Source organism: Vibrio spartinae (genome assembly GCF_024347135.1).
Taxonomy (GTDB): Bacteria; Pseudomonadota; Gammaproteobacteria; order Enterobacterales; family Vibrionaceae; genus Vibrio; species Vibrio spartinae.
The window spans coordinates 2,676,402-2,700,754 of record NZ_AP024907.1; the positions used below are offsets into that span (position 1 = coordinate 2,676,402).

At 44.9% G+C, this 24,353-nt stretch carries 27 protein-coding genes; 2 read left to right on the top strand and 25 right to left on the bottom strand.

Translation table 11 applies throughout. The annotated features are described in order from the left end of the window. Positions 1-7: 7 nt before the first annotated feature. From OCU60_RS11830 to OCU60_RS11905, 16 genes are all read right to left on the bottom strand, one after another. Complete coding sequence (locus tag OCU60_RS11830; RefSeq protein ID WP_074373199.1) at positions 8-703, bottom strand: hypothetical protein; 696 nt, start codon at positions 701-703, stop codon at positions 8-10. Continuing rightward, positions 700-1,254 carry a phage tail protein gene (locus OCU60_RS11835; RefSeq protein ID WP_074373198.1) on the bottom strand — a complete coding sequence of 185 codons (555 nt, stop codon included), beginning with the start codon at positions 1,252-1,254 and terminating at the stop codon, positions 700-702. Before OCU60_RS11835 ends, OCU60_RS11830 begins: the two co-directional genes overlap by 4 nt. After that, positions 1,251-2,000 (bottom strand): phage tail protein I, encoded by a 750-nt coding sequence (locus tag OCU60_RS11840; protein WP_074373197.1) that lies wholly within the window; start codon positions 1,998-2,000, stop codon positions 1,251-1,253. The genes OCU60_RS11835 and OCU60_RS11840 overlap by 4 nt, the downstream gene beginning before the upstream one ends. 1 nt (position 2,001) lies before the next feature. Further along, positions 2,002-2,862, bottom strand: coding sequence for a baseplate assembly protein (locus OCU60_RS11845; RefSeq protein ID WP_074373196.1), 861 nt, complete (start codon positions 2,860-2,862; stop codon positions 2,002-2,004). Continuing rightward, a complete protein-coding gene (locus OCU60_RS11850) occupies positions 2,859-3,206 on the bottom strand; it encodes a GPW/gp25 family protein (protein ID WP_074373195.1) in 348 nt (115 codons plus the stop codon). Before OCU60_RS11850 ends, OCU60_RS11845 begins: the two co-directional genes overlap by 4 nt. A gap of 14 nt (positions 3,207-3,220) precedes the next feature. Further along, positions 3,221-3,835, bottom strand: coding sequence for a phage baseplate assembly protein V (locus tag OCU60_RS11855; RefSeq protein WP_083602656.1), 615 nt, complete (start codon positions 3,833-3,835; stop codon positions 3,221-3,223). Continuing rightward, the gene (locus tag OCU60_RS11860; protein ID WP_074373194.1) at positions 3,828-4,358 is read right to left on the bottom strand and encodes a hypothetical protein; all 531 of its coding nucleotides are present in this window, start codon (positions 4,356-4,358) and stop codon (positions 3,828-3,830) included. The genes OCU60_RS11855 and OCU60_RS11860 overlap by 8 nt, the downstream gene beginning before the upstream one ends. Further along, positions 4,358-4,858 (bottom strand): hypothetical protein, encoded by a 501-nt coding sequence (locus OCU60_RS11865; protein ID WP_074373193.1) that lies wholly within the window; start codon positions 4,856-4,858, stop codon positions 4,358-4,360. The genes OCU60_RS11860 and OCU60_RS11865 overlap by 1 nt, the downstream gene beginning before the upstream one ends. Continuing rightward, positions 4,851-5,456 (bottom strand): hypothetical protein, encoded by a 606-nt coding sequence (locus OCU60_RS11870; protein WP_074373192.1) that lies wholly within the window; start codon positions 5,454-5,456, stop codon positions 4,851-4,853. Before OCU60_RS11870 ends, OCU60_RS11865 begins: the two co-directional genes overlap by 8 nt. 1 nt (position 5,457) lies before the next feature. Beyond that, entirely contained in the window at positions 5,458-5,769 is a 312-nt protein-coding gene (locus OCU60_RS11875) for a chromosome partitioning protein ParA (protein WP_074373191.1), read from the bottom strand. Further along, positions 5,759-6,289, bottom strand: coding sequence for a hypothetical protein (locus OCU60_RS11880; protein WP_370738680.1), 531 nt, complete (start codon positions 6,287-6,289; stop codon positions 5,759-5,761). Before OCU60_RS11880 ends, OCU60_RS11875 begins: the two co-directional genes overlap by 11 nt. After that, complete coding sequence (locus tag OCU60_RS11885; RefSeq protein WP_074373190.1) at positions 6,286-6,888, bottom strand: ABC transporter ATPase; 603 nt, start codon at positions 6,886-6,888, stop codon at positions 6,286-6,288. Before OCU60_RS11885 ends, OCU60_RS11880 begins: the two co-directional genes overlap by 4 nt. Before the next feature lie 59 nt (positions 6,889-6,947). Continuing rightward, positions 6,948-9,521 (bottom strand): hypothetical protein, encoded by a 2,574-nt coding sequence (locus OCU60_RS11890; RefSeq protein ID WP_074373189.1) that lies wholly within the window; start codon positions 9,519-9,521, stop codon positions 6,948-6,950. Between the two features lie 98 nt (positions 9,522-9,619). After that, the gene (locus tag OCU60_RS11895) at positions 9,620-9,949 is read right to left on the bottom strand and encodes a type II toxin-antitoxin system RelE/ParE family toxin (RefSeq protein WP_074373188.1); all 330 of its coding nucleotides are present in this window, start codon (positions 9,947-9,949) and stop codon (positions 9,620-9,622) included. Next, a complete protein-coding gene (locus OCU60_RS11900; RefSeq protein ID WP_074373187.1) occupies positions 9,918-10,154 on the bottom strand; it encodes a TA system antitoxin ParD family protein in 237 nt (78 codons plus the stop codon). Before OCU60_RS11900 ends, OCU60_RS11895 begins: the two co-directional genes overlap by 32 nt. A 582-nt stretch (positions 10,155-10,736) precedes the next feature. Then, a complete protein-coding gene (locus OCU60_RS11905) occupies positions 10,737-10,937 on the bottom strand; it encodes a hypothetical protein (RefSeq protein WP_074373185.1) in 201 nt (66 codons plus the stop codon). A 302-nt stretch (positions 10,938-11,239) separates the two neighbouring features. Here OCU60_RS11905 and OCU60_RS11910 point away from each other — a divergent pair, with 302 nt between their 5' ends. Together OCU60_RS11910 and OCU60_RS11915 are read left to right on the top strand one after the other, a co-directional pair. Further along, entirely contained in the window at positions 11,240-11,617 is a 378-nt protein-coding gene (locus OCU60_RS11910; protein WP_074373184.1) for a hypothetical protein, read from the top strand. Positions 11,618-11,640: 23 nt separating this feature from the next. Further along, positions 11,641-12,966, top strand: a complete 1,326-nt coding sequence (locus OCU60_RS11915; RefSeq protein ID WP_074373183.1) for a hypothetical protein — start codon at positions 11,641-11,643, stop codon at positions 12,964-12,966. Positions 12,967-13,022: 56 nt separating this feature from the next. Here the strand turns inward: OCU60_RS11915 and OCU60_RS11920 are convergent, their stop codons facing one another. The 9 genes from OCU60_RS11920 to OCU60_RS11960 all read right to left on the bottom strand — a co-directional run bounded on the left by OCU60_RS11920 (position 13,023) and on the right by OCU60_RS11960 (position 24,318). Next, a complete protein-coding gene (locus tag OCU60_RS11920; RefSeq protein ID WP_235862178.1) occupies positions 13,023-13,217 on the bottom strand; it encodes a hypothetical protein in 195 nt (64 codons plus the stop codon). Between the two features lie 91 nt (positions 13,218-13,308). Further along, the gene (locus tag OCU60_RS11925) at positions 13,309-14,397 is read right to left on the bottom strand and encodes a hypothetical protein (protein ID WP_074373182.1); all 1,089 of its coding nucleotides are present in this window, start codon (positions 14,395-14,397) and stop codon (positions 13,309-13,311) included. A 5-nt stretch (positions 14,398-14,402) separates the two neighbouring features. Beyond that, positions 14,403-15,770: a hypothetical protein gene (locus OCU60_RS11930; protein ID WP_074373181.1), complete on the bottom strand. Its 1,368-nt coding sequence runs from the start codon at positions 15,768-15,770 to the stop codon at positions 14,403-14,405. After that, positions 15,767-17,365: a hypothetical protein gene (locus tag OCU60_RS11935; protein ID WP_074373180.1), complete on the bottom strand. Its 1,599-nt coding sequence runs from the start codon at positions 17,363-17,365 to the stop codon at positions 15,767-15,769. The genes OCU60_RS11930 and OCU60_RS11935 overlap by 4 nt, the downstream gene beginning before the upstream one ends. Beyond that, the gene (locus tag OCU60_RS11940; protein WP_074373179.1) at positions 17,358-18,320 is read right to left on the bottom strand and encodes a hypothetical protein; all 963 of its coding nucleotides are present in this window, start codon (positions 18,318-18,320) and stop codon (positions 17,358-17,360) included. Before OCU60_RS11940 ends, OCU60_RS11935 begins: the two co-directional genes overlap by 8 nt. Before the next feature lie 7 nt (positions 18,321-18,327). Beyond that, positions 18,328-19,014: a hypothetical protein gene (locus OCU60_RS11945; RefSeq protein ID WP_074373178.1), complete on the bottom strand. Its 687-nt coding sequence runs from the start codon at positions 19,012-19,014 to the stop codon at positions 18,328-18,330. A gap of 628 nt (positions 19,015-19,642) precedes the next feature. Next, positions 19,643-21,103 (bottom strand): AAA family ATPase, encoded by a 1,461-nt coding sequence (locus OCU60_RS11950; RefSeq protein WP_074373177.1) that lies wholly within the window; start codon positions 21,101-21,103, stop codon positions 19,643-19,645. 1,926 nt (positions 21,104-23,029) lie between these two features. Next, entirely contained in the window at positions 23,030-23,275 is a 246-nt protein-coding gene (locus tag OCU60_RS11955) for a hypothetical protein (protein ID WP_074373175.1), read from the bottom strand. Then, positions 23,272-24,318 carry a tyrosine-type recombinase/integrase gene (locus OCU60_RS11960; protein ID WP_074373174.1) on the bottom strand — a complete coding sequence of 349 codons (1,047 nt, stop codon included), beginning with the start codon at positions 24,316-24,318 and terminating at the stop codon, positions 23,272-23,274. Before OCU60_RS11960 ends, OCU60_RS11955 begins: the two co-directional genes overlap by 4 nt. Between the last annotated feature and the right edge of the window lie 35 nt (positions 24,319-24,353).

Sequence of the window (24,353 nt, forward strand, 5' to 3'; positions counted from 1 at the left end):
AATCACCTTATGAAATATTAAGTTCAATCATACTTGTTTGTATTGGGATATATTGAACGAGATCAGCATCGTGGCAATAACCAGCGACGACAAAAGGAGCAAAGCAATAGACTTCAGACCCTCTGGCGGCATCATAGACAAGATCTATATGCCAGGAACCAACGTCACGATCTACATGTTCAAGTCTGGGGCCACTTTCACCCGGCCCGTATCCTGACATAGCCCCCGAAACAACATAGACGTGACCAAATCCACCGGAGAACCGTCCGGCGACAGGATTACCCGGCAACCAGAATGACGGGTCTTCATCCGATTTAAAAATAAGGTGAATCGCATTAGGAGCCATTCCGATATTCTTTTTTAGTTTATTTGGAACCGTTGCTTTAACAATTTCCGGAGTATCAGCCCATGCAACAACCTCGGCAGTTACCGTTTTACCGTATGTACTAATCGGGAAGAGCAAGGCCCCATGTTCATCCGTCTCATGGGCAAAAGAATTACGGAATAAATTCACATAAAAACATTCGCTTCTCGCATCGGCCAGATAGTCTGAAACCTGCTGATCAACTTGTTGAATTTGATGCGCTAGTTCCTGATCAATTTCTCCCATTTTTCCAGCGACTTCCTGCGCCAAATCCTGAGCTGCTTTGGTGGATTCACTCACAGCACTAGTCAGTTCCTGAACGCTTGATTCTAAGCTCATGAATTATTCTCCATCAGTCGTAATTTTTCACTTAGCTGCATGTTCCAGTGAGCATTTTTGATCGCCGCCGTTCCTGCGGTTATCGCAGCAATCACGCTCGAAATATACTGTTCTCCCCACGCTGCCAGACTCAGATTTGCACCCGTTCCGACAACAGTGACTGACTGAGCCGGCAACGCGGCCAATACCAAATCAAAAGCAAGGAGAAGCGGGACATTTAACGAGTGATAGGCCAGCGGAACCGTATCAGACCAGATAGCCAGCGTGGTTCCGTCTTCAAGGATAAAAGCAATTTCTTTGACCCAAAATGCGATACCACCGGACAAAAGCGCTGTGAGATGGATCTGAAAATCATCAATACGCTGCCCGTCAGCTATCGCAATTCGCATTTTTTCACTGACTAAACCAAGCTCAGTTTTGCTTGGGTTCCGACCATGATCACCCAATGCTATCTGGGTGATTCTCGCGGCCATCCCATCGTTATTCTGATTGAATACAGCCGCTAAACCTTTATTGGTAATAACAGGAACCAATGCAACCGTATCACTCACGCTGCCGCCTCCATTCTTATTTTCAACAATGCCCAGACCTGTGTAAGACCGGCAACGTGCAATGATGTCGCTGAAGGCTGAGCATCAACAGTAACCGTCGCACGCTGACGCGCCAGACTGACACAATCTCCCACCATCGTGGTACCGATTGACAAATCAGTCTTCAACGGTTCCTGAATAACTGAGGCGTCACAACAGGCCAGTGCCGTCGGGTTGGTCATGACACATCCCATCGTTAATGTATTCGGTCCCAGCTTCGCTCCGACTTTCATGTCGTAGTGGCTCCGAACATTTTTAGCATTGTCGATCGCTGATCGAATCTGTTGATACATAGCGTCGGATAAGAAAGATGCCTGACCGGACGCCAAATTCTTATTTGCCCATGCAGTCACCTCAAAACGACCCGGCTTCAATGGTGGAGATGCTTCAAACCATTCGGTTAATTCGGTACTGACACCCAAAGCAGCCAGTGCAGATTCAACACCACCCCGGGTTCCTTTATACATGTGTATCGTTAACGCCTTGGCGCAAGCGCTTCGCTTAATGGATTCATCCCAATCATCATTCCAGTCATCGACACTTAATTCCCAGGCCAGATATGGCAACAAATCCAAACGACATTCCCGGGGATTGAGGAAATCTTGAATATCCCGTTCGATCAGTTGTATTTCTTCCCAGAAAATTTGTTCAAGAACGCGTTCAAGCCGACTGGCTGAAGGGGGCAACTGGCTGACAAATGATGACATACTATTCACCTTTCCTGCGAACGACGATCCCGGTGCAGAACGGTGCCTGAGATTTATTACATACAATTTTGCTCTGAGGTTCGATCAGATTGACATCAATGACCGGCTGAAAAACAGCATCACCGTCCACATCCTTGATATGTATTGCTCCGGAGAGAGCAGATAAAGACACGGTCCCGCCAAGAATATGAGTCTGACTGACAAGTTCCGTCAGACGTTTTTCAGCTTCGGCAATCGTCTGTTCTTCTCCGGGACCGGACAACATTTCTAATTCAGCTTCAATTCGATATGGGATGATCGTGGCAGGGAAAACCGTATATTTATCACTGAGCGGGCGTTTCATGGCCTGACTGACATATTCATAAACCGTACGACACAGTTCATCGGATGCAGCACCGTTGCCATTCCTGCTTAGGATATATTGATTGACAATGACCTCTTCCGGGCTATCAACACTGGTATCCAATACGTTTTCATCAGCATTCAGCGCATGGAATAGATAAGCGCCTTCAGCGCCTGCGGTGGAAAATCCTTCCGGAGCCATCTGTACCCGGCGTCGGAACTGTTCATCAGTTTCCGAATCATATTTTTCAACCGGTCTCAGAGCCCCCAACTGTTGCAAATTATTCCCCGTTGAAAATGCCACCATGTTACCTAAAGAGATATCCTGGAATTCTTGACGTGCCCGGGTGACTTCTTCGGCCATTGATGAAAACGCAAAATAAAGCGGGTCTCCGGGTTTCGGCGAATCAACTTGCTGAAGCTCAGCGTACCGATTCAACATCCGGGTTCTGACTGATACCGCATCCAACTGCTGAACGATTTCCGGAGCCGGCAACTGAGATAAATCAATCTGACTCACAGACTCAGCCCCGAGATTTCTTCAATATGACCATCAAACAGTAATTTGACTTCAATCGATAATGTCACGGCATTATCTCCCCTTATCAGCCAGGTTTTGACCAGTTGTATCTCGTCAGTAAAACCGTTAGGAGGGTGAGCAATCATATCGGCAACATCGGCGTAGATATCAATTTCCTGTGCCCGGGTTATTTTTTTATCGATGCGATAGGGAAGATTGGAGCCATAATCACGACCCAGCGGCAACGAAACACGGCGGGTCTGCATACAGCGCTTTAAACGTTGTCTCAGCTCCGTAATCCCCGTGATGATCTGACCTGTATGTTCGTCAATACCCGTTGCCATAACCTGTTACCTCATTACTGCTTCTGATTCGGAACACTGGTTTTTGGATCGCCATGGAAATGATCATGGCGATTGAATATCTCCCGGTCATCGGCCATCGAACGGACACTGTCGGAAATATTATTGGCCGCCGAAATACTAGCGCCTGAAGAGATATTCCCCGTTGTCGTTTGCTTGCCCTGATGTTCTATGTCACCAATCAGAATGATTTTGGGGGAAGCCATGCGAATTTCCGTCTCTGCGTCAAGACTAACCTTCCCTTTGACCTGACCTGAAAGCTCATGATGCTTCATGTCGTACTGAAGCCAAGTTCCATCCGGAAACTCTCGATAAAATACATCCAGTTCATCCTTCGGCTGATCAAACGACTTCTGGTTGAGACTGGCGATAATCACACCGTTTTGAGTATTAAACTGTTTTAGAACCAACACCTGTTCGCCTTTTTGTAACGGTTCCCAGTCCCTCACTTTTCCGGCATGACCGACGTTGGCCGGGATCCAGTGGGTGTATAAGTCCGGCGTAAAGCGGACTCTGTAACGTAGTGGTTTCACCTGTACATCAATGATGATGCCAATCTGAATCATGTCCGATATCAAACGAACTAACTGCATCTGAGTAAATTCATTCATCTTTCAGATCCGACACAGGGAAATAGTCATCCTGATTGGGTAAACCAATATCCGGACGCTGACTGACATGAATGGTGTCAGGAAATTCAGCGGGACCGCCAGAGAGCCAGTCAATCTCCGCCCCCAAATCAAACGGCCCGGCCACACATTCACAAATAAACCAGCCGTCAGGCACTTCTTGCTGTTGAGACGTCATCACTCTCTGAATCGAAATATTACCCACAAGAGAAGAAGTACAGAAATCACGCCACTGCTTCAGGAATGTCAGTTCCCTCTGCTCTACATCCAGCCCTTGAGCATGGTGGCCACAATACACACGACCAATCACTAACAGATTGACATGAGTCGCGTAGGCGTTTCCGATCAGAGACTCGCCGGTATAAACCAATGTCAAAACACCCGGTTCCAGTTCACTGTTCTTATACGCACTTCTATCCTGCCAGTTGCGGGTCACGCTCCGCTCCGGATACTGCTGCTGAAACATCTGGATGATATTGTTCAGAATGACATTCAAATCCTGCATTATATTCCCCGGAGCCCTGCTGTATTTAATCCATGAATGACCGATGAGTGAAGAACCTTCGCGACCTTGTCTTCCGTTTCATCTGCGGCGCGATCGTAGAAATCATTTCCGACAGTTCCCTTACGGGCAATCGAGCGCGCCATGATAAAGGCCAGATCTCGCTGACTATGTTTCGGGTTATGGGGCTGAATCCGTTTCACCCGGATCCAATCCAGAATCGACCGGACCGGAGGTACACCTTGCGGTTGTGTATCGGTAACCACCATGCCGTTATAGTTCAGATGACTGGTAACCATCTGTTGCAGTTCTCCAACGGCATGCGCACGAATGGCGTGAGTCAGAGTAGTTTCCGATTTCGGGGCTTCTTCCTTAGCTGATCGGGAAACATACGCCCCGGCAGAGCGAAGCCCCTTTTGCAGATAAGTACCCAAGACTTCAGGAGCCTTCCGCAAGACGGCATCCAAGACCGAAGTATTGAGTTCAATGGTTAACTCACGCATCTTTCACCTGCCGTTCAAACTGTGACATCAGTTGTTCATGGACGGCGGCCGGTGTACCGTTCTTCGCTTCTCCGCCGATACTGTTGCGTACCGAAACGGTTTTATTCAACTGATGCACCGCAATATATTTAACCGCTTCAGCAATACAACGTAGCAACAATAGCGCTTCATCTTCCGAAGGAACCGAAATGGCTTCATTTTCAATTACCCGGTTCGCGTAATATGTGTAGGAAACCTCCCGGCCACAACGCATCAGAACCGAATCATCGGGAAACCGAGAAATCTGAATCAACCGATTTCCGTCATCTCCTTCAACCAAAGATAGTTTCGGTAAATGACGAGGATACCCGGCAGACCAGCAAGGTTGACTTCGCTGTTGTTTGCCGTATAGAACGGTACGAATACGCATGATATGAGCGGGGGCCGGATACAGAAACTGATTGGTCATCAGAGAAAATGTCGCCACTTTCACCGCAGGACGGTAACGGCTGAAGTCAGACAGAGCTATCTGAATGATCTGCTGTTCCATATTCCGTACCAGCTCAGCACTATCCATCAGGGCTGACTTGAGTTGTTCGATCAGAGTGGTTAACTGCATATCAGCTTCCCCGAATCGCGTAACCGGCCAACGCAAAAATAAGCCCTAAAATCGCCCAGATCAGATCCCGGTTATACTGAGTCTTCACATTGGTCCCTCCCTGATTCTGTTCAATCGGAAGCACTCTTTTTTCCAAGGACTCAATCTCTTTATCATGACGAGATACCAGAGATTCAAGATTATGATGTTTGGCCTGTAACTGAACCATCTGCCGCATCAGTTCTGTCTGTTGCTGCATACATTCCCGCATTTCATTGCGAAATGCGGCAAATTCTCCCCGGGAGATACCACGATCAGAAGTGTTACTTTCCATTAACTCCCCCGGCTAACTGTTTACCTTTAATCAAGCTCCCCTGAGAACTACCCAGCCAGTAGGCGATTCCTGTACTGAACGCGCCGAGTACCGTACCGGCAATCATGATCAAAACCTGAGAATAATTTTCGGGGACATCCCCGAAAAACAACGCCGCAAACATGCCGCCAACCATGACAGCCAGAATCAGCGTTAACGCCCAGGGCATCCAGTGATCTTTATGCTGCTTACGCGCATCTTGTGTATCTGCCAGCTTCGACTGTTCATACCCCAATAAAAGAGAGGTTTCCTGAAGTTTGATTTTCCGCAATTCAACCCGTTCGTCACTTTCCATCTGCTTTATTTTCAGTAATGCCTCAGGATGAGATTTCAGCTCGGCTTCGATCGCTTCAGGGGTGTGCTCAACCCCTAATTTATCGGCTATCAATGCGCCGACGCTGCTTCCGGCCGGTCCTGCAAGTAATCCGCCGACTAACGGCGCAGCAGAGGCGATCAGTGATTTAACGTTCTCCCACATCATGACGCCTCATTATTTGCTGCTGATACCTTCAATGCAGACAATGCCTGTTCGATCACCTGAGTTTTCATCTCATTATCGCCGGCAGCCAATAATTCAATCTGAAGCTCGCTTTCGTCTTTTCCTTCCAGCGTTTTTGCATACGCTTCAGGATCAAAATTACGTTCAGCTTCACGCACCGCCAGTTCATCCTGTAGCTCTTTCATGAGTGATTTACGTTGGTCACCGACTTGTTCCAACTCAACCAATCGGGAAACTTCCGCATCATTAAACTTGGAAACATAGGGCTTAATGTCATCAATTTTTCGGTTAAGCAATTCGGCAAAGATCTCGTCCTGAATTTTTCCTGCATCATGTAGATTAGGATTTTCAAATAAAATCACCGGTAAGCGCATCGCCTGAAGCGGCTGAACGACATCTGTCCCAAAATAACGTGGGGTCGTATTGAAATTGATATAGAGCACCTGCAATAGTCGATTGGTTTCCGGTGTTGCCGGAACGAATCGAGCATCAACTTCACGGGTTTCCCCCGGCAGAATGGAACGGCCACCGATATTCACGGCCTGATCTGATTGATTGGTAAAAGCGGTTGTAATAGACATGAAAACTACCCTCAAGACTTAGCAAAAAAGCCCCGTTTCCGGGGCAAAGGGGGTCAGACTTATCGGCCTGATGCGGAATAGAACAGAACACTGGTAAAGCGGTTGCGGATAGGAACAGGACAATGAATCGCGTTGTACTCTTCCCCGTAAGCCTCTTTACCACCTTTTAGCTGCCCGTTTTCATCCCGTGCTTCCTGCATTTCACTGAGCGTGTACGGTTTGACGATGGTATAAGTCAATGCACCACGCTGTCCCATGAGGATCCGTTCATCTCCCAGATGCGTCGCCGGGGCGTTTGTCGCATAAGCCGGCAACGACTTCACCGCTTCCAGATCACCCTGAGCATTGGTTTTTGAACCATCCCGCCGCATTGAAGCAACAAACTGTTCCGCATTGGTACAGGTATCATTCAGGGTATTCGACATCAGAAGGAAATCAGGCGTAATGAAGCGATCATCTTTCATGATTGCTTTGCGACGGCCGATCGCCTGAATCAGCTTGTTGTAATGCTTCTCGGGTGTTGTTCCATTCGGTACATCACTATCTACTTTCTGAATATTCGTCGCATAGCTGTAACTCAACTTGGCGTCGGATGTCGTCACAACCTTAGGCGTACCACTCTGATCAACCAGAACAAACTTACCCAGATTGTAAGAGTTCACGACATAGTAAGTTCCCGCGGCCTGTTTACCTGAACCATCAAATGGCTTCACCTCCGTACCGCCGATCTTCAGTACAATCGGATTCTCAACCGTACCGATCGTATTGCCCTGCAAATCAAATTGCTGGTACTGAGCAACCACAGGAAACTGAGCGCTCTTGAACGTTGATGCGCCACCTTGTAACTGAGAGGCAAGATCTTCATCAACCATTTTTCCGGCAAGGAATGAATCAGCTACTCGCTGCATGGTGTTAAGCAAACGACGGGCGATCAGCTCTTTGATAATCCGGCTGGCCGTTGCAACATTTCGTCCCCATGCGTCCCAGTTAATCACAGAAGACTTGGAAAAGTGCATCAGCTCATTCGAGACTTCAAACGCAATCTTCATCGGCAACACATAGGCCAGATCCATCCGTTGGGAGTTCTTCACTTTAGGAATTGCGCCATACTCAAACACAATGCCATCCCCAAGAACGGCGGAGACATCCCGGTTTTCATACGGGATCTGTGTGGTAGCCGTCGCGCTGAAATCCGTCAGCGTCTGTACCAGTTGCAACACATTCAGATCAGACAACGCTTCCCGGATCACTTCTCGCTGAACCGATACGGGTAAATCGGTATCAGAAATAACGTTGGCACTTCCCTGCCCGGAAAGCACCATGCGTTCCGCATGGATTCTACGATGATGAAGCCGATCAAACTCGGCCAGAACTTGCTGGGCGAATACCGGTAAATCTTTCTCTTCAGAAAGACGAAGCTGCCCCAAGGCATAAGTATTCGTATGACGAAGATTCGTGTGAATTTGCTCCTGAAGCTGCAAACTCTCCCGCTGCTGATCGGGTGTCTGAGCCAAGGAACCCGCCACCGAACCGAAACCAAGTCCGGAAAGCTGGACCGATACCATTTTCTGATTACCATGAGCGATCTGATTTTCGGCCAGTTTGGTCACCTGCTCATCACTCATTTCTGTCGAAATCAGCTCGGATGTTTCTTTCAGCTCTTTCTTCACCTCATCGCTCAGCCCTTCGGCCTTGTCGATCGCATCCGTAAAAAGTTTTACTTTCTCTGCTAACTTGGTTGCCGCTTCCTGACGGGCTTTTTCCGTCGCCTCTGCCTGTTCCCCGAGAATCCGGATCACATCATCCTGACTTAAACCGCCACCATTCAGATGAATCACCGGAGTATCGGGCACACCGGATTCAGAAAGCTGTTTTGCAACACCGGAAATCTGTTCGCTCAGTGCTTTCGCCTGTGCTTCATCACTGACGCCATTCAGCGAATCGGTCAGCAGTTTGACCAAAGCTGAATGCTGTTTCTCACTCAACTTGAGCCCTTTGAGTTGTTTTTCAAACAATTCAATAATTTGTTTCCACATGGTTTGACGTTCCTCAGAGAATTTAGATGCAAGAGACTCGGAAAGATAAGTCGGACAATCGTGAAGGAATGCTTCACTGAGTTCGATTTTGTCCAGATTCTTGATACAGGGACGAGTCACCAGACCGGCTCCGAGCAAAGTCGGGCCATACTGTTGATACTGGCCGTCCGTTCCGGCCTCATTGCTGACATAGTTCGGATGAATTTCGGCGCTCAGGTACTTAAAACCATCTTTGGTGACTTTGTTGACGCCGAGTTCGTACCACGCCACCTCTGCACGTAATCGGCCCCGATCGGTAAACAGGCGTTTTACCACTGCACCCGCGCCGTCTTCCGGCTTATGTGCGATATCGATATTGATTTCCTGACCAAAAACGTTGTCATTGAAGTTCTTGATTATGGAATCGAACATCTGCTGGGTCAGTTCAAATTCGCCATACCGGGGGTCGTAGAATTTGCCGGTTCGGGTAATGGTGACAACCGAACGTTTTGTGCCGGTATCCACCCGCACTTGATCGGAAATCAGGTGAATCACACCTTCAGGATCTGTTGAGGAAAGAGCCAGCACAATGCTGGTTGAAAGGTGTGATTTACGCATATTTTTCCCTTAGCCAAAACGAAAAAAGCCCCTGAATCGTCAGGGGCTCGGTCGCCATTTATAGGCAGTCTGGAATGAGTGATTAATCGTTTGGAGGGCTACCCGATAAGTTTTAAATCTGCTTTACGGCTCTTTTTCATTGAATCGTAGTAACTTTCATGGGATCCGATATTTAGGAGATACAACTCCAGTTTGTCTTCAACCCAAGAATACCCTAATAAAACTTCCCGCTTATCCAGTTTGAATTTATGTACCCATAAGTGAGATAGATCTCCCTTTTTGCGTGTACCTATACTTGGATCATCGATAATTTTATCTATCTCATCTTCCACCACATCACATTGGGCTTCAGATAATTTACTCAACTGCTTTTCGAAACGCCTTGTTTCGTATACCTCAATCGTTTTTTCTTCTTGTGCGTCGCTCATAGCGCTTTACGCTCCCTAATTTGACTTCTTCAGAAGCCAATAGTGCGTCGCGAACAAATTCATAAGACAAATCGGGGTTATCAATCATAATCTGACCAATTTTCGCCCAATACTCGATCTGTTTCGGCACTGATCGGCTTTCTGCTTCAGCGTGGATTTTGACATGAGTGACGAACGCATCGTCCAGCCTTACGCTTGTTGCCATCTTCATTCACCTACTTTGATTGAATGTTTAATATTATTTTTAAGTGTCTGATTTTAAATGTTTAGTGTTTAATTCAGTGTTTAATTCAGTGTTTAATTCAGTGTTTAATTCAGTGTTTAATTCAGTGTTTAATTCAGTGTTTAATTCAGTGTTTAATTTAATGTTTAATTTAATGTTTAATTTAATGTTTAATTTAATATTTAATTTAATATTTAATTTAGTGTTTAATTTAGTGTTTAATTTAATCTTCGGTTTTTGGCTTTATGCATTCGTCAGGATTATATTGCGACATTTTGTTGCATTACGCAACTATTAATTACACATTATTTAAAAAAAAGCACATCATCAACATGAAGTGCTTTTAATTCAATTAGTTAAATGATACCCCAATCCACTTCTTACACCTGCACAGAGCTCTGCCCGTTCTTACATCTACACATCGTGACCTGATCATCCCCTTGTGAGTAAAAATAACATGCCCACATTCACACACGACTGCACGGTACGGTCCATTTAGTAGTGCATTGAGAGCGGCGTCAAGCGACGAGTCAGGTTGTTGATGTACTTGCGAGAGACTACTCATTAGTGAACCTCCAGACTGACTAAAGAAGCGTCAAGTTTTTCACCTAAGGTCTGAAAGAGAAAAAACAGTTGTTCAGCGGTTAAGGTTTCAACTGTACCTTCGCCAGCACCCGCCATAGCAGATAAACCACCGACCATCTGGCGCGCTTCGTAAACAAGGGTGTGAGAATCTTTTGCGAAGTGTTTTTGTTTTGCAGACATAATGATGTCTCCTCTTTAATAGCAATTACAGCTACTAATCTGAGACGCCAATCTTTCGGGTGGTAGCCACGAACGAGGTTGGCGTAACCAGCTAAAGAGGTACTGGCGCGATCAAAATCGCCCCCGCTCGGGTCACCATAGAATACTGCTTTTTGAGGTATACACGAACGCCGCCCATAAAAAAGATGCTGGACGCATCTTTATGGGCTCTCTTTACTTTGCTGAACGCCAATTCAGATGCGCATTTTCTAAAAGTCAAGAGTATGCATATAATGGATTAACCCGAACACATTGGAGTAAATATGAAAATTTTAAGTTACATACTTTCTATCATCACTTTCTTTGTTGCATCGTCATGTTTTGCTAATAGCGATAAACAGCAGATTATCCAGAAACTAAAAGCATTGCAGGAACAAGGTATAACGCAATCAGAGACCTACCAGTATTCTGATATAGAACAATTAAAGCAGTGTACTGGTGCTGCGAATCCATTCAGGAAAGAGGCCAAAGAATTACAACAAGTTATTATGAGCTCAAATGACGTAATTTTCAGGGTGCCAGCTTATCAGGCCGCTGACTTAGCTTTCAGTTGTGTTTACTGTTCAGATAATGCTGTCGAAAGCTGCAAGAAAATGACTAAGTATCTAGAACGCGCTCAGAAATCTGTGGCTATACAATAAAAAAACAGGAGAGCTAAATTATTATGGCCGAAAACGTTATATCAGTCCCTAGAGTCGTTGACTCACAGCTAATCAAAATTTTCATTGACGAGATACTTGCTAAACATACACCTTTAGAACCAAGCGAAAAAAATAAGACGCAATTATCAACATGTGTAAAGGTATGGGTAGGAAACACATCGTTTGAAATAGAGAAAAATGATAATTCCATTGACGACTTCATAGTTAAATTAAAAACATATGATAAATATACGACGAGTATAAGAAAAATATCATATGAAATAATGGAGAGACACCAGAACCCCGCTTTCAATAGAAGTGCTTCTTTCTTATATGAAAGGTCAGCCAACTCATTTATTGACTCATTCAAATGTAATTATGACCCGGATGTTAACACTGATGGACATCAGTTAGAATTCAAAATTAATCAACTTCTGCTTCAGTATTCGGAACCAGTTTTTAATAATGAAAATAATTTAGAAATTGCGTCAGCTCACCATGAAGTATTAACACGATTGGAAGGGATGAGTGCCGAACTGATCACCAAACAATATGACCAAGTACAAAAACTCGAACAAGATAAGCAGACTTTTCTAGACGAAAGAACCAAAGAACATACTGACAAAATTCAGGCTTTGGATGACGAATATTCCGAAAGATTAAAAACTCTCGAAGACTCCTACCAACAACGAAAAGCTGAGTTAGATGAACGTCAGAAACAAATCGATGATGCAGATAACACAACAGCCCGGAGAAAAACAACCATTCGGATGCTTGAAGAAGTTCAGGAAAAAGCAAAGAAATTCGACTTTTCCGAAAATGTTAGTTCCCGTTCCAAAGCTGCGATGTGGTGGGCCGTAGCATTAGTTGTTATTGCTGTCATTGTTACTATTGAATCGGCATTGAGCTTGCAAATTAAACAAGACTCATGGTTTTTATATGCCAGAATAACATTCAGTTCTACACTACTGATTTCTTCCGTAGTCTATCTTATCCGTTGGTACAACTCATGGGCGAACAGGATTGCTCAACAAGAACTCGATAATCAAAAGTTTATTAGGGATCTAAACCGTGCTCACTTAGCCGTTGAAATGGCTTTGGAATGGAATGAGAAAAAAGATGGCGCAATTCCTGCGCGATTACTGGATTCGCTAACCGATGGATTATTTAAATCAAAGGACTCTACCCCCCCAGAATTATTACATCCGGCAGAACAAATTGCTGCCGCTTTGGTAAAAAGTTCAGAGCGAATTACACTACCATTTGCAGGCGGGAGTCTGGATGTATCAGGACGTAAGCTGAGCAAAGCAAAACCGATAAAATCAGACAATGACAAAAATGGAGAATGAAAGCCCAGCACATCTGATGTTTATCGACACAAAGAAATTTTTAAGCCTGAATAACATCAGGCTTTCTTTAGCACCGGAACCTTCACCCACCGTTTACACCGGCAAAGAGCCATCCCTTCAACCAGCTTGACACAGCGCGAACGAATCACGCCTTCACTATCACAAATCCGGTGGCCACAAATACAGACGACTTCGCTCACGGCCTGAGATGAATTCGATTCTGAATGTTGGTAAGCAGTATTCATTTTCATATCACTAGTTCCTGATAAACGGCTCGATCACCATGTATTGACTGACGTAGGGATTATATCGAAATTTACGTGGAAAAAATGGGCAAGTTGATTACCACGATTCGGTATCAATCCCTCTTTTCACAAACCGGGCTTCAAGATGCTTCCAAGGGGTTGCAATCATCGACTCTTTCAGATGATCCTTGCGTAAAGCCACAACCTTTTTATGATGCCCGAGCACCGCCTTCTGTGCGTCGTAATTCTGTTTTCTCAACCAACTGATACAACTGGCGTCTCCCATCCGGTCTTCATCGGTTATCTCATCGGCAAAAACCACCTGCTCATAACTCAGGGTATTCGGGTGAGCTGGCCACGGGCTTTTTCCTTTCGGATAAACACCTTTCCCTAAACCGTATAAATTGACTCTGGCGTGCATATCGCAGATATCCGGGCGTGGATGATTAGGACTGAGTTTAAATTTCGTCCCGACAACAAATTCATCTTCAAACGCTACGTTCTGGAAAGCCATGCCATGAGCCCGGTTGATTTCCGTCCGCATCACTCTCTTGATTTGCCAGTAGGGTGCGCCTTCATCCTGCATCAGATTTTTCGCAACGGTTCGCTTCAACCTACCGGATGAACTCTGTCGAATTTGATCAGCCAGGTGTGCCGGGACTGGCTGAGTCAGTTTCTGAAAGTCCTGTGCAGCTTCAGAAGCAGATTGCCCCATGATCACGGCCCGCTCAATTGAACCGGTGATGACCTCTTTGGCATGACGGTTCACCCGCCACAACCGTTCACTGAGTTGTAAACCATCGTTCTGAGTCATGGTTCGCACAGCAAGCAATGCATCATCAATCGCTGTCGAGATCTGCTCGGCGGCAATACTGGTCGAGAAAGTATGCGCACCATTCTGAGCCGCCGTAACGAGATAATTGTCCACCGCGTGGGACTGACTTTCACTCAGTTGTTGCAAGATGGATTGCACCTGATACGTCAATTGATTCAGTTGGGTCAGACGTACTCGTCCCAGTTCATCGGCAGAATGCTCAATCAACTGCTGGATCTCCGTTAGTGCCGAAGTGTAAAGTTGCCCTAACTCAGACATCGCCTGAGCATCCAGTTCATTAGTTGCCCGTTCAGCGGCGTTCATGGCCCGTCGGATCACCGCTTTTACTTGTGTCCGTTGATTTTCTGCCATCCCATTCACCCATGACTGATTGATGTGGCACTTTCACCTTTAGGCTGATTCCCCGGAGTAATGCTGACATTCGGCTGTTTCGGGTTCGTTTCTGTATATTCAGGATACGGGTCATGTTCACTGGCCTCCTGCTCCCTCATACTTTCTGCCCGTTGAACATCGACTCCGGCAGATTCCCAAGCCAATTTTCTCGGCAACCCAAGCGCCTGATATTTCAGTGCTAAATCTGCCCGCTGGTTTTTGCTGTCGGTCATCCGTTCTGCGAACTGGATCTGAAGCTGAAACGCATCCGGATTCATCCCAACCAATAGCAATTGAAGCCGGAATCCATCCTGATAGGCATAAGCTAATGTGTCCTGAATTGCATCAATCTCTTCGTAATAATCCTGTTTCAGATCTTCCAGAACATCACGAGCCAGCCCGTCAACATATCCGAATAGTCCCTTCGGCCCCGGCGCTCCGGAGAAAAACGCATCGACTAACAAAGAAATATCTGCGATTTGATCCATGTTGGCATCACCACCAACCGCAGTCACCGTCAGCTTATTGCCGTAAAAGTCCGTAGCAATTTCCCCCGATTCCCCTTCAACTCTTTCCCGGTATTCATCCAATGCATTTTTATCTGCGCCATCCAAGGAGTGAGCCAGTTTCTGTGGGGCCCGGGTTCGGCGGCGAATGACTAGATCTTCTTCCGTCATCGTTAATTTCTGCCAGATTGAGCGCGAAGCATCCATATAAGGACGCCCCATACAACCCATATCATCGAAATTATCCGGGTCAAGTCGTGAAACAGTCAGTTGCCACAATGGGAAGGTACACAGTTCCTGCCAGGTAATCGGGTCAACCTGACGAAATGCTTTCTTCGGATTCTTAAACCGGCCACTCTGATCAACGATGGGAATAATCGTTTCCGTCGGCATCCGGATAGCACTGACGATCTGCTGTGATTCGTTAATAACCCATTGCAGCGGTAAATTCCCTTCTCTCGCGACACCTCGGGCATCACTCATCAGTTTGGCCCGGTTATCCAGTTGCAAGCGGGTCACAAATTGCTGCCATTGCTTGGTGACCCGTTTGTTTTCTTTGCCAATCCAGTGCAGTTTCAGCCCGCCTTTCGTCGCGTCTCTGGCAATCCGCCGGTGAATTTTCTTCACCCTCGGGTCAACCTTATCCATGTACCGAATCGTGACGATCGCAGCCCTGAGGTTCGGATCACACTGCATCTGGTCATACAGATACTGAACCGAGCGTTCCGGGTCAGCAATGTGGCCTTTCTCGCTGGAATATGCGCCTTCCTGATTCCCTGACGTGTTCGGCGCGGAAGTCAATGGCTTGTTTCTAATCGCCGCCCAGACGCGAGACATTATGTTCATGTGAAGTTCCTGAATAGATGAAGGTTACTCGGTACTCCGAGAAGCTGCTCACGAGTTTTGTGATGAATGGTGATAATACTCGGCACCGGTGCAGCACCTTGCGTCACCAATGCCCAGTGCGAGGCCAGATGCGCATCAAACAGATCATCACCGATAATTTTCTTGACCATCTGATAACTGCTGTAACTGCCGGATTTTACCGGGCTTGGTTTGATATTTTTTAACTGACGAGGCAAGTTTGCATAATCTTCGATTTCCGGATCATTTTCCCGATCATCTACATAGGGCAATACCATTTGCCGATTGTGATAAGCACTGCGAAGAGATTGCGCCATTTGGTGCTTGGCCATCCCTTCAAAACGTAGGGGAGAAAACGCCCATTCCGGCCATGTACTTGCGGTACTCTCACCACCGCCGATTGTACGGCGGTCGATCTGCGTCAACCCTTCAGCAAAAAGATCATCATTGACCTGCGTTAATAACCCGATACCAAACGCATCACCAATCGCGTAGTCAGGACGGAAATAACGCCAGAAACCGACTAAGTCTTTGCGGATAACAGATTCGTCTGTGCCTGGGTGCCAGGTCTTTGCAAAAATGACAATTGAGAAATTACCGACTTGCTCCTCAACAACCAATGCAGAACGGGAAGAAGCCAGATTCTCACCATGGCCGGTATGGTCATAACCGAATGAAATCATCCCGCGTTTTTTATACACGGTGAACGGCTCAGGGGATGCAGGATCAAGACCGATTCTGGCTCCGACCTGAATAGCATTGCGGATATACTTTTCCCAGATCAGGTTCTTGGCTGCGATGTTGATACATAACAGCTGTCGGATATACTCATCTTCCGGAAGCTGCTTACGCATCGACATCATAAATTCTTCATTCAGGATCCCCAGCTCAATTCCCAGATAACAATCGACCGTCGGCAAACAGGCATATTCCCCCGAATCAATCAGGCCACTGAGCGTATCTGCGCCTTTAAATACGCCGGTAATACGAATCTGTGGTTTATTGATTGCGGTTTTACTGGCTCCCAAACGTCGGTTTGAACCCATCATCAGCAGAAAGCGCCCATACAACCGATCAGCGTCGAGATCATCTACCTCTTCCAGAGACGCCCATGTCAGATCGCCCCCGTCAACATTTGCCATAATCCCGTAAGCTCTGGCTTTGGAACGGTTGGCAAACTCATAGTATGTATCGGCAATCTGCCGACGCCCGGATTTATACGCAATGTAACCACTAAGAATGTCAGACCGACGAATCGCATCCAGATGATAACCAAGATTCACCAGTGACTGAGCTTCACGAGGTGCAACAATCCCGCCTTCCTGATCACCGTGAATCGCATTCCATTCGAGAAAATACATCTCTTTGACGGCGGTTTTCCCCGTTCGCCGACAACTGAAATCTATCGTGTTCTGATGGACGTCCATCTCTTCCATCTTCAGTAGCTGCACCGGATCAAGCTCAACATTGTGAACATGTTTATGCCACATGCCATGATTTCCGGCGTAACGCTGGATCTCTTTCTCTGCAAGGCTCTGAACTTCAATCCTCTGTTTTGCGCTCAGACGTTCAGCCATTCTGATCTATCTCGATGTAGTCAGCGTCATCAGCACCATGTTCCTGATGATGCTCAAGCAAAATAGAATCACTTCTCACCCGTTGCTGAGAGCGGGAAATCATTTCTCTCAGGCCACCCATCTGCTCAGTCATCTTCCGCTGATATTCCAGCGCGGATTCCCGTTCTTCCTCTTGTTCAATCGTCCGCCCCATTTCAATTCCCTGGTCAACCTGTACTTTAGGTGTCATGTTCAGGTCGGCCATCGACATATTGTTTTTACTCAGCATTTCAAGCATCGGTTTCAACAGAGGATGTGCTTTCACTTCTTCAATCACTTGCTTCACTCCGGATGAATCTGTGTATTGGCCGATATGGAATCCGCCTTCTTTATCGAAGTCATAAACTGGATTTCTTAATGCTACACCGTCTGCAATAACGGTCTGCATCATGTCCTGAAAAATAGCGGCCATGTTTGCCTGATTAATCGCATGTAGTTCAGTGAGTTTTGCCGGGTCATTCGATTGAAAAGCAATTAAATGCTGCATCATCAGTTCAGTTCGCTTGATACAGGCTGGTTGCGTCGCACAATAGGTATGGTCAACATCACAAGTTGAACATTGCGGATATTTGCCGGGGCGAGACGGGAAAAACAGAGCGGTTTTTGCATTCGCTCCATGCTTAAGCGCATTAAAGCGGCTGACGGAACGATCACTGATTTCGATTAAATTGGCAGCAGAGCGGGCCTTACCTTCCGGAGTTCTTGGACCTGTTGACGCAAGCACGGCACAGAACTGTCCAACTTCCCAGGGTGCTTGCTGAACTTCTGAGTGGCATCCTTCACATGTAGCAAAATACCGAAACGGATGCGCTCTTTTGGGCTCATCTTCAATCCGGGTCGGAATACTCTTAAATGTATATTCGCAGGATGGACACTTGAATGTGACCAGTTCCCGAGGGCTATAGTCTTTCTTCATGGTGTAATTACAGATGAATTACTTCCTGTTGGGAGGGTGACCGAACCTTTTTAAGCCGACGCTGCATGGCGTTTAACCGACTCTGAGAACGGGTGCTATTCGTCCATAGCGTTAACTGATGTGATACTTTCTTCACTTCCATCCCTGCATTGAACAGAGAGTAAGCCAGAATCTTGCGTAAGTGATTATTGAAAATCTGATAGACCGGAACATATACCCTGAGAAATTTTCGACTCGGATAATAAGCCGCCTTATATAAACGTCTCCAGATATATCGGTATTCTTCCGCGGAAACGACAACATATATTTCAAACAATGCCATGCTCAAACGCTGTCCATCAAGCCAGTGTTCGAACTCATCAGCAGACATTTGATGATGTCGTTTTGTATAGGTAGGAATAGAGATTCGAAGACTACGTTCTAACCGGACAGATTCCAGTCGCCGCCATATATCCAAGAATTTTAACGCTCCGACATGATTTAATATATCACGCCAGTGCTCTGGCAGATGAAGACACCGAAGGGCTGATTCTATTTCAGAATCGCTTAATGAAAGTTCTAATTTACTGTAGTTATTCAGGTACCCACCTCCCCCTATAGACGTGGGTAAATTCATATGCCGAGCCCCCACCCCTGTGGCAGAGATATCATGATCATGAAGTACAAGCAGATATTTTTGAATTGAGTTGCACATTTCCTGAACCTCCGTGAAAACTAACATGAGTAAACACAAAGGCTCGGACACCTCAATCAATTGATGAACTGCACAATCTGTTAGTATGTGCAGTTAGTGACAAACATCACACAGACGGTTTTGGTCGTTTCGAAAGCGAGTTCTCAAAGCTCCCAGAATCGTCTGGCAATGCCCATTATAACTGAGTTTATAAATAAAGTTAAAGACAGGTTATATAGGTTCTCGGACTTTGGGAAAGAGGAAGAAGTAGATGATTCAGTAGATGTATACAACAAAGATCACTAATAATTTATCAAACTCAAACAGATGAAATACACAATGTTATTTCATAAGTAATTTACTTATCTCTTCAGAACTAATATTTGTTGTGGTGTTGTGAGAGAGTAATAAAGTCTCATACCAAGTATTAAAGTAAATATAACTTAAAAGTTAGAGTAAAGTTAGAAAACCCTTATAGTAAAAGGGCTAATCGATGATGCTCTAACTTTTTTGAAAGTTACTCTAAAAAAACTTAAAACCGCATAGTTTATCTGACTAAATAGAACTATTTTTTTAGAGTTTTTCTAAATAAATTTACTCTAACATTTCTGTATTGGTCATTGCTTAATCATTGCGAATGTCCATATGGTTAGAATAAATTTTTAATTCGTTTAGTTAGTGTTTCAACATTTAATCTACTGTAGATGCTATTACATATTTCTCTTAAAAATTCCTTTTCAGAGATACCTTCATCTCCAATTGAAGAAACCATTTTCTGCCAAAGTTTCTTTCCTTTTCTTTCAATACCACTCTCTTGATATTCTGAAATAACCTGATCAAGAGATGTCTTTCTGTAAAATCGATCATTCAACTCTCTAAAAAAACTAGCATCAACATTGCCAATAAGATGTTCATGCAGGTATTTTTCTAAGCTAGGAATTGGTAAAAATGTCACATTCAACCTCTGCAAAGCAGGATCTTTTCTTTTTTCTATATCAAAACTATCTGTTACATCTCCATCTAAAACAGAGATGACTTTTGTGGAGTGGCTTGTAAGGTTGGACTCTAGAATCTCTTTATGCAAGCGCACTGTATTTCTCCAGTCACCACAAGGCAAAATATGAATTAATTTACCTTCATAAAGTCGTTGACTAGTAATTACTTTATCTATTACAAACTTAGCGAGTTCGTCTTCAGGTAATATCAAAATATCGTAACCATCTTGATTGTAAAGGAATCTAGTTGCATAAGCGGGGTAACAAGGATTAATAACTTCAATATCCTTATTAGGTAAGCTTTGTAGGTAATAAATGTTATTAGGTTTGATCGATCTTAATAATTCAGTTGAATGTGAAGAAAAGTAAACAGAAAGGTTGAACTCATGAGATAGCTTATCTAAAAGTGTAACTAATCGACTAATAGCAACTGGATGTAATGCTAATTCCACCTCATCAATTAATATTAACGAAATGTATTTGCTTCCTTTTCTCTTTTGTTGAAATATTTTATTGTTAAGAAAATGAAGTAGACTTAACAATAAATTCTCTCCACTACTCAACCAAAACTGACTCAATCGCCTATCATCATAGTCCATAAAATATGGTACGGAATCAAACCCCAATTCCGAAGCTAGTTTTTTATTTTTTATTTTTTTTATCGTTGGATAAAATTTCTTTCCATGTAAAACATAATTAAAATTATCATTTATAAATGTGTCGGCATCGATAAGATCATCTTCTCCCACTTTTTCTGACAGTTCAAGAACATTAGAATCTGTAAATCGAGTGCCATGAATTATACTTCCTTCGATAAAACCATCAATGCGTATATATTTATTTTTCTTTCCTTCTAGTAGCCATTTATCTTGCTTTCTAGTCCATAAATCTGTTTTTCCTTCATAAGAATATTCGACTGTACTGTCTGCGTTGGCATGACTAAATATTGTCCAAAGAACACTAGGCCTAAAAGGTTCTGCTAATAATGCCATAATAGTACTTTTGCCTATTCCATTAGAACCAGCTATTACGTGTAGACCTTGTTTTACAGGAATTTCTAATGAGAAATTTTTAATATTTTTTAAGCTTTTAATGCTTACTTTTAAATTAGACATCTAAAGGTCTCCAATTATTGTAACAAAGAGCAACGGTATCTTTTTTACGGGATTTTATATGTAAATAATACTTTAACAGATAAATCATATGGTTATCTATCATAAAAGTAGGTCAACGCATGACAAAAAAGTGTATCCTTAAACTTGGCTTGGAACACAAAAGAGTAATTCGTTTTGGCTTTTTCGTTTCGCGCTCAGCTATCATAAGTTGAATGCAACCATTATGATTTGAGTGGTATAACATTTTCTTGATTTGTTTTGGTTTTATAACGGTGTAGCTCCCATATAAGTTGAGCTATAGCATTAGTCGAGGCCTCAAGTTCTATCTTTTGAGCAGCATTTTCCGATTTTAACTTTTCGATTTGCTCTTTTGCTTTCGTTAGTTGAGCTTTTTCTTGTTTTGACTTAAGTGTATTTGTTGAGGCTTTTGATTCGCTGGAGAGCGTTGCCTTTGCTTTTTCAGCTAAGATAACTTCCTATTGAATAAAAATTTTTGCTGAGTATCAAACTTACGCAAGTAGTAGCCAAAATAGCGTAGCTTCATCAGTGTTCCCTTTGTGCAGTGGTATATAAGTGTCTGGTTTACTTTACCTTATAGTAGTCGATATTTGAATGATATTAGCCAAGTTTCATTTGGTTTTATGATGGGGCGAACAAACTCTAGTAATCTCCCTTACCACATACGTATGTGGCAAGAACTCCCTACTATCCCAAGATGGCTTAACCGTATAGCTCTTCATATCCTTGGTAAATCACTAACTACCCCGTCACCTTCAATTTTAATCCTAAGTCGCTAAACAGAAATAAGGAAAAGACTGAGCTTTTCGACTTCATTCGCCATACTTCAGATAATACAAATAGCCAGAGTACTCTATGGGTCGTAACTCGGAAATGTCCGTGCGACCTGAAGTCGTATGAAGCGTTGTTCACCACGATAAGAGTGAACCATCTGTATCACCAGATGACCCTAGGATCCTGAATAAAGCAGCGGATCCGACAATGTAACGAAACTCAGCCGCTGGGCTGCGTGGGAACGGAATCGTGAGAGGATGTTCCTCCTGAGAACCACAATTCGGGTGAGTGCTAGGGAGTCAATATGATAAATGTAATGTGAATCCATGTAAGGTGCGTTATACGATGAAGCAGCGGAAGTGGTTAATACGCTGTAGCCAAAATGGCAACGAGAGTCGGAAAGAGGTTGGACATTACTCTTTCGTGATCAGCGTACTCTTCGTACTATAGTGGGCATCTAAGTTGACATTTTACGCAACATACGGAACAGGGTAAGCCTGTATATCTCCCTATGGGAAAGCAGCCTGTGAGGGTTGCCGATAGGTATGCAGGTAAAGGAGGTTAGAGGAAGCGAATGCCGCTTTGTAATGAAGTGGATACAGATTGATATCTGGCGCGAAAGCGAGCTGACTTCTAACTGGTCTCCCGTTGCGAAAGAATTTGAAGAACTTTATTAAAGAAGGAAAGCAAATGATGATTTCGAATGAAATTAGTGCGTCTTCTTACATCGGACCTTGGTCTATCAATTACTGTATGACTATTGGCGAGGTATTAAAGCCTCAAGTGCGTATCGCAAAGGTAATTAAAACGAGGGCTAGCTAGTGCTGCGATCAATTCTTGGTCTCTTACTAGTTCTGTACCGATTTAATAACTGGGTGCTTAACGGTGCCTTCGTGGAGGCTTGAGCCGTATGCAGTGAAAGTTGCACGTACGGTTCTGAGGAGGGTGGCACCTGGTAACAGGTGCCGTCTATCCGACAAAAACGAGTTTGTCCGACCGTCAGTTCCTCGCTCATAGCTGTCTGTCCGATGAAGTCCAACCCTATTCATCGAAACTGTAAGATCAGATATGAGCTACTACAAGCATTAGAGGTTCAGGCGGTTCTGGCACAAGTGGATGCAGGGACACTCGATATCAAAGAATAATTCCAAATACATCTGCTTCATGTACCATCGTAACGTCGGTGGCCCCGGATAACACTAACCCCGCATAACGATTAAACTGAACCCGATCACCCGGTTCAAGTTCCTGAACCAACGGACCGACAGCAATCACGGTTCCCTGGTTTGCTGGCGTATCAGGCATCCATAAACCATTCAATTCAGTCGGTTCAGCATCCCGCACGATCACGACCCAGTCATGCAGCGGCTTCAATCTCACAATAACTTCCCTCTCTTCATTTCCTGCAACAGCGCAGAGACAGGCGTCTCTATCTTGCCCAGCGGATTCCCCAAATCGAGGATGTTCGTCATCTTACGCATTGAAATATGAGTATAAATTTCAGAGGTTTTCGGGTCGGCATGGCCCATCAGCGCCTGGATCTGCAGCGTGGAAGAATCAGACTCGGCCAGCTCTGTACCGAACAGATGGCGAAGGGCATGAGCATGTGCCTGATCTTGCGGAACACCGGCCGCTATCGCGTAACGTTTTATCATTTTGTCCACGGTTCGGGGCGATATTCGGCGCAGTTCGCCACGATGTTCCCATACCGACACATAACGATTTCTCAGATTCACAAACAGCACCTGATCACCATTTTCCAATAAGCGATCGATACTTGGTAATTCGGGATGGCCCAGATAAGCTTGCAGCAATAGCATCGCTTCAAGCGGAACCGGAACTAGCCTTTCGCGCTCACCTTTCTCAAGAATCCGAATAGCCAGACGATCAGAGCCTTCGTAGTGATACCAAATCAGTTGGGATTCATTGAGACGACATACCCCATCGATACGAAAGCCGCACCCAATCAACAATGCCAGGATTGCACTATCCCGAATACCAGAGAAAGTGCCTAAATCAGGCTGCAATAGCAGAGCTTCGGCACTTTTCAAATTCATAAACCGAGGCAGACGCCGTCCGATCTTCGGATACACCAATTCATTTGCCGGGTTTCTGGCAACAATTCGGCGCTTAGCAAGGAATGAATAGAACCCTCGAACCGCAGCAACAGCGACTTTTCGGGATGCAGCAGAGTAGCCGGCACGGTGCAGCCAACCACCGGAGAACTGTTCTAAGACGCCAAGATCGACTTCAGTGAGCTGGCCATCAACAAAGTCAGAGAGTTGCTGAAGTATCTGCCGATATTTTTTCACCGTTCTGGCACTACAGTTCTCATTTTCCTGCTTCCATGTCAGAAAATGATCAATTACCGACAGACTGGTGTCGTCAGAAATAATTTTGGTCGTAGGGGCAGAAAAATCCATGGACTGATGGAACCCAGTGCTAAACGCTCGTTCAT

Bases quoted from the DNA above. Each gene is read 5' to 3' on its own strand.
- OCU60_RS11830 (WP_074373199.1), bottom strand. From the start codon at position 703: ATGAGCTTAGAATCAAGCGTTCAGGAACTGACTAGTGCTGTGAGTGAA.
- OCU60_RS11840 (WP_074373197.1), bottom strand. From the start codon at position 2,000: ATGTCATCATTTGTCAGCCAGTTGCCCCCTTCAGCCAGTCGGCTTGAA.
- OCU60_RS11850 (WP_074373195.1), bottom strand. From the start codon at position 3,206: ATGGCAACGGGTATTGACGAACATACAGGTCAGATCATCACGGGGATT.
- OCU60_RS11855 (WP_083602656.1), bottom strand. From the start codon at position 3,835: ATGAATGAATTTACTCAGATGCAGTTAGTTCGTTTGATATCGGACATG.
- OCU60_RS11860 (WP_074373194.1), bottom strand. From the start codon at position 4,358: ATGCAGGATTTGAATGTCATTCTGAACAATATCATCCAGATGTTTCAG.
- OCU60_RS11865 (WP_074373193.1), bottom strand. From the start codon at position 4,858: ATGCGTGAGTTAACCATTGAACTCAATACTTCGGTCTTGGATGCCGTC.
- OCU60_RS11870 (WP_074373192.1), bottom strand. From the start codon at position 5,456: ATGCAGTTAACCACTCTGATCGAACAACTCAAGTCAGCCCTGATGGAT.
- OCU60_RS11875 (WP_074373191.1), bottom strand. From the start codon at position 5,769: ATGGAAAGTAACACTTCTGATCGTGGTATCTCCCGGGGAGAATTTGCC.
- OCU60_RS11880 (WP_370738680.1), bottom strand. From the start codon at position 6,289: ATGATGTGGGAGAACGTTAAATCACTGATCGCCTCTGCTGCGCCGTTA.
- OCU60_RS11885 (WP_074373190.1), bottom strand. From the start codon at position 6,888: ATGTCTATTACAACCGCTTTTACCAATCAATCAGATCAGGCCGTGAAT.
- OCU60_RS11890 (WP_074373189.1), bottom strand. From the start codon at position 9,521: ATGCGTAAATCACACCTTTCAACCAGCATTGTGCTGGCTCTTTCCTCA.
- OCU60_RS11895 (WP_074373188.1), bottom strand. From the start codon at position 9,949: ATGAGCGACGCACAAGAAGAAAAAACGATTGAGGTATACGAAACAAGG.
- OCU60_RS11900 (WP_074373187.1), bottom strand. From the start codon at position 10,154: ATGGCAACAAGCGTAAGGCTGGACGATGCGTTCGTCACTCATGTCAAA.
- OCU60_RS11905 (WP_074373185.1), bottom strand. From the start codon at position 10,937: ATGTCTGCAAAACAAAAACACTTCGCAAAAGATTCTCACACCCTTGTT.
- OCU60_RS11910 (WP_074373184.1), top strand. From the start codon at position 11,240: ATGAAAATTTTAAGTTACATACTTTCTATCATCACTTTCTTTGTTGCA.
- OCU60_RS11915 (WP_074373183.1), top strand. From the start codon at position 11,641: ATGGCCGAAAACGTTATATCAGTCCCTAGAGTCGTTGACTCACAGCTA.
- OCU60_RS11920 (WP_235862178.1), bottom strand. From the start codon at position 13,217: ATGAAAATGAATACTGCTTACCAACATTCAGAATCGAATTCATCTCAG.
- OCU60_RS11925 (WP_074373182.1), bottom strand. From the start codon at position 14,397: ATGGCAGAAAATCAACGGACACAAGTAAAAGCGGTGATCCGACGGGCC.
- OCU60_RS11930 (WP_074373181.1), bottom strand. From the start codon at position 15,770: ATGAACATAATGTCTCGCGTCTGGGCGGCGATTAGAAACAAGCCATTG.
- OCU60_RS11935 (WP_074373180.1), bottom strand. From the start codon at position 17,365: ATGGCTGAACGTCTGAGCGCAAAACAGAGGATTGAAGTTCAGAGCCTT.
- OCU60_RS11940 (WP_074373179.1), bottom strand. From the start codon at position 18,320: ATGAAGAAAGACTATAGCCCTCGGGAACTGGTCACATTCAAGTGTCCA.
- OCU60_RS11945 (WP_074373178.1), bottom strand. From the start codon at position 19,014: ATGTGCAACTCAATTCAAAAATATCTGCTTGTACTTCATGATCATGAT.
- OCU60_RS11950 (WP_074373177.1), bottom strand. From the start codon at position 21,103: ATGTCTAATTTAAAAGTAAGCATTAAAAGCTTAAAAAATATTAAAAAT.
- OCU60_RS11960 (WP_074373174.1), bottom strand. From the start codon at position 24,318: ATGGATTTTTCTGCCCCTACGACCAAAATTATTTCTGACGACACCAGT.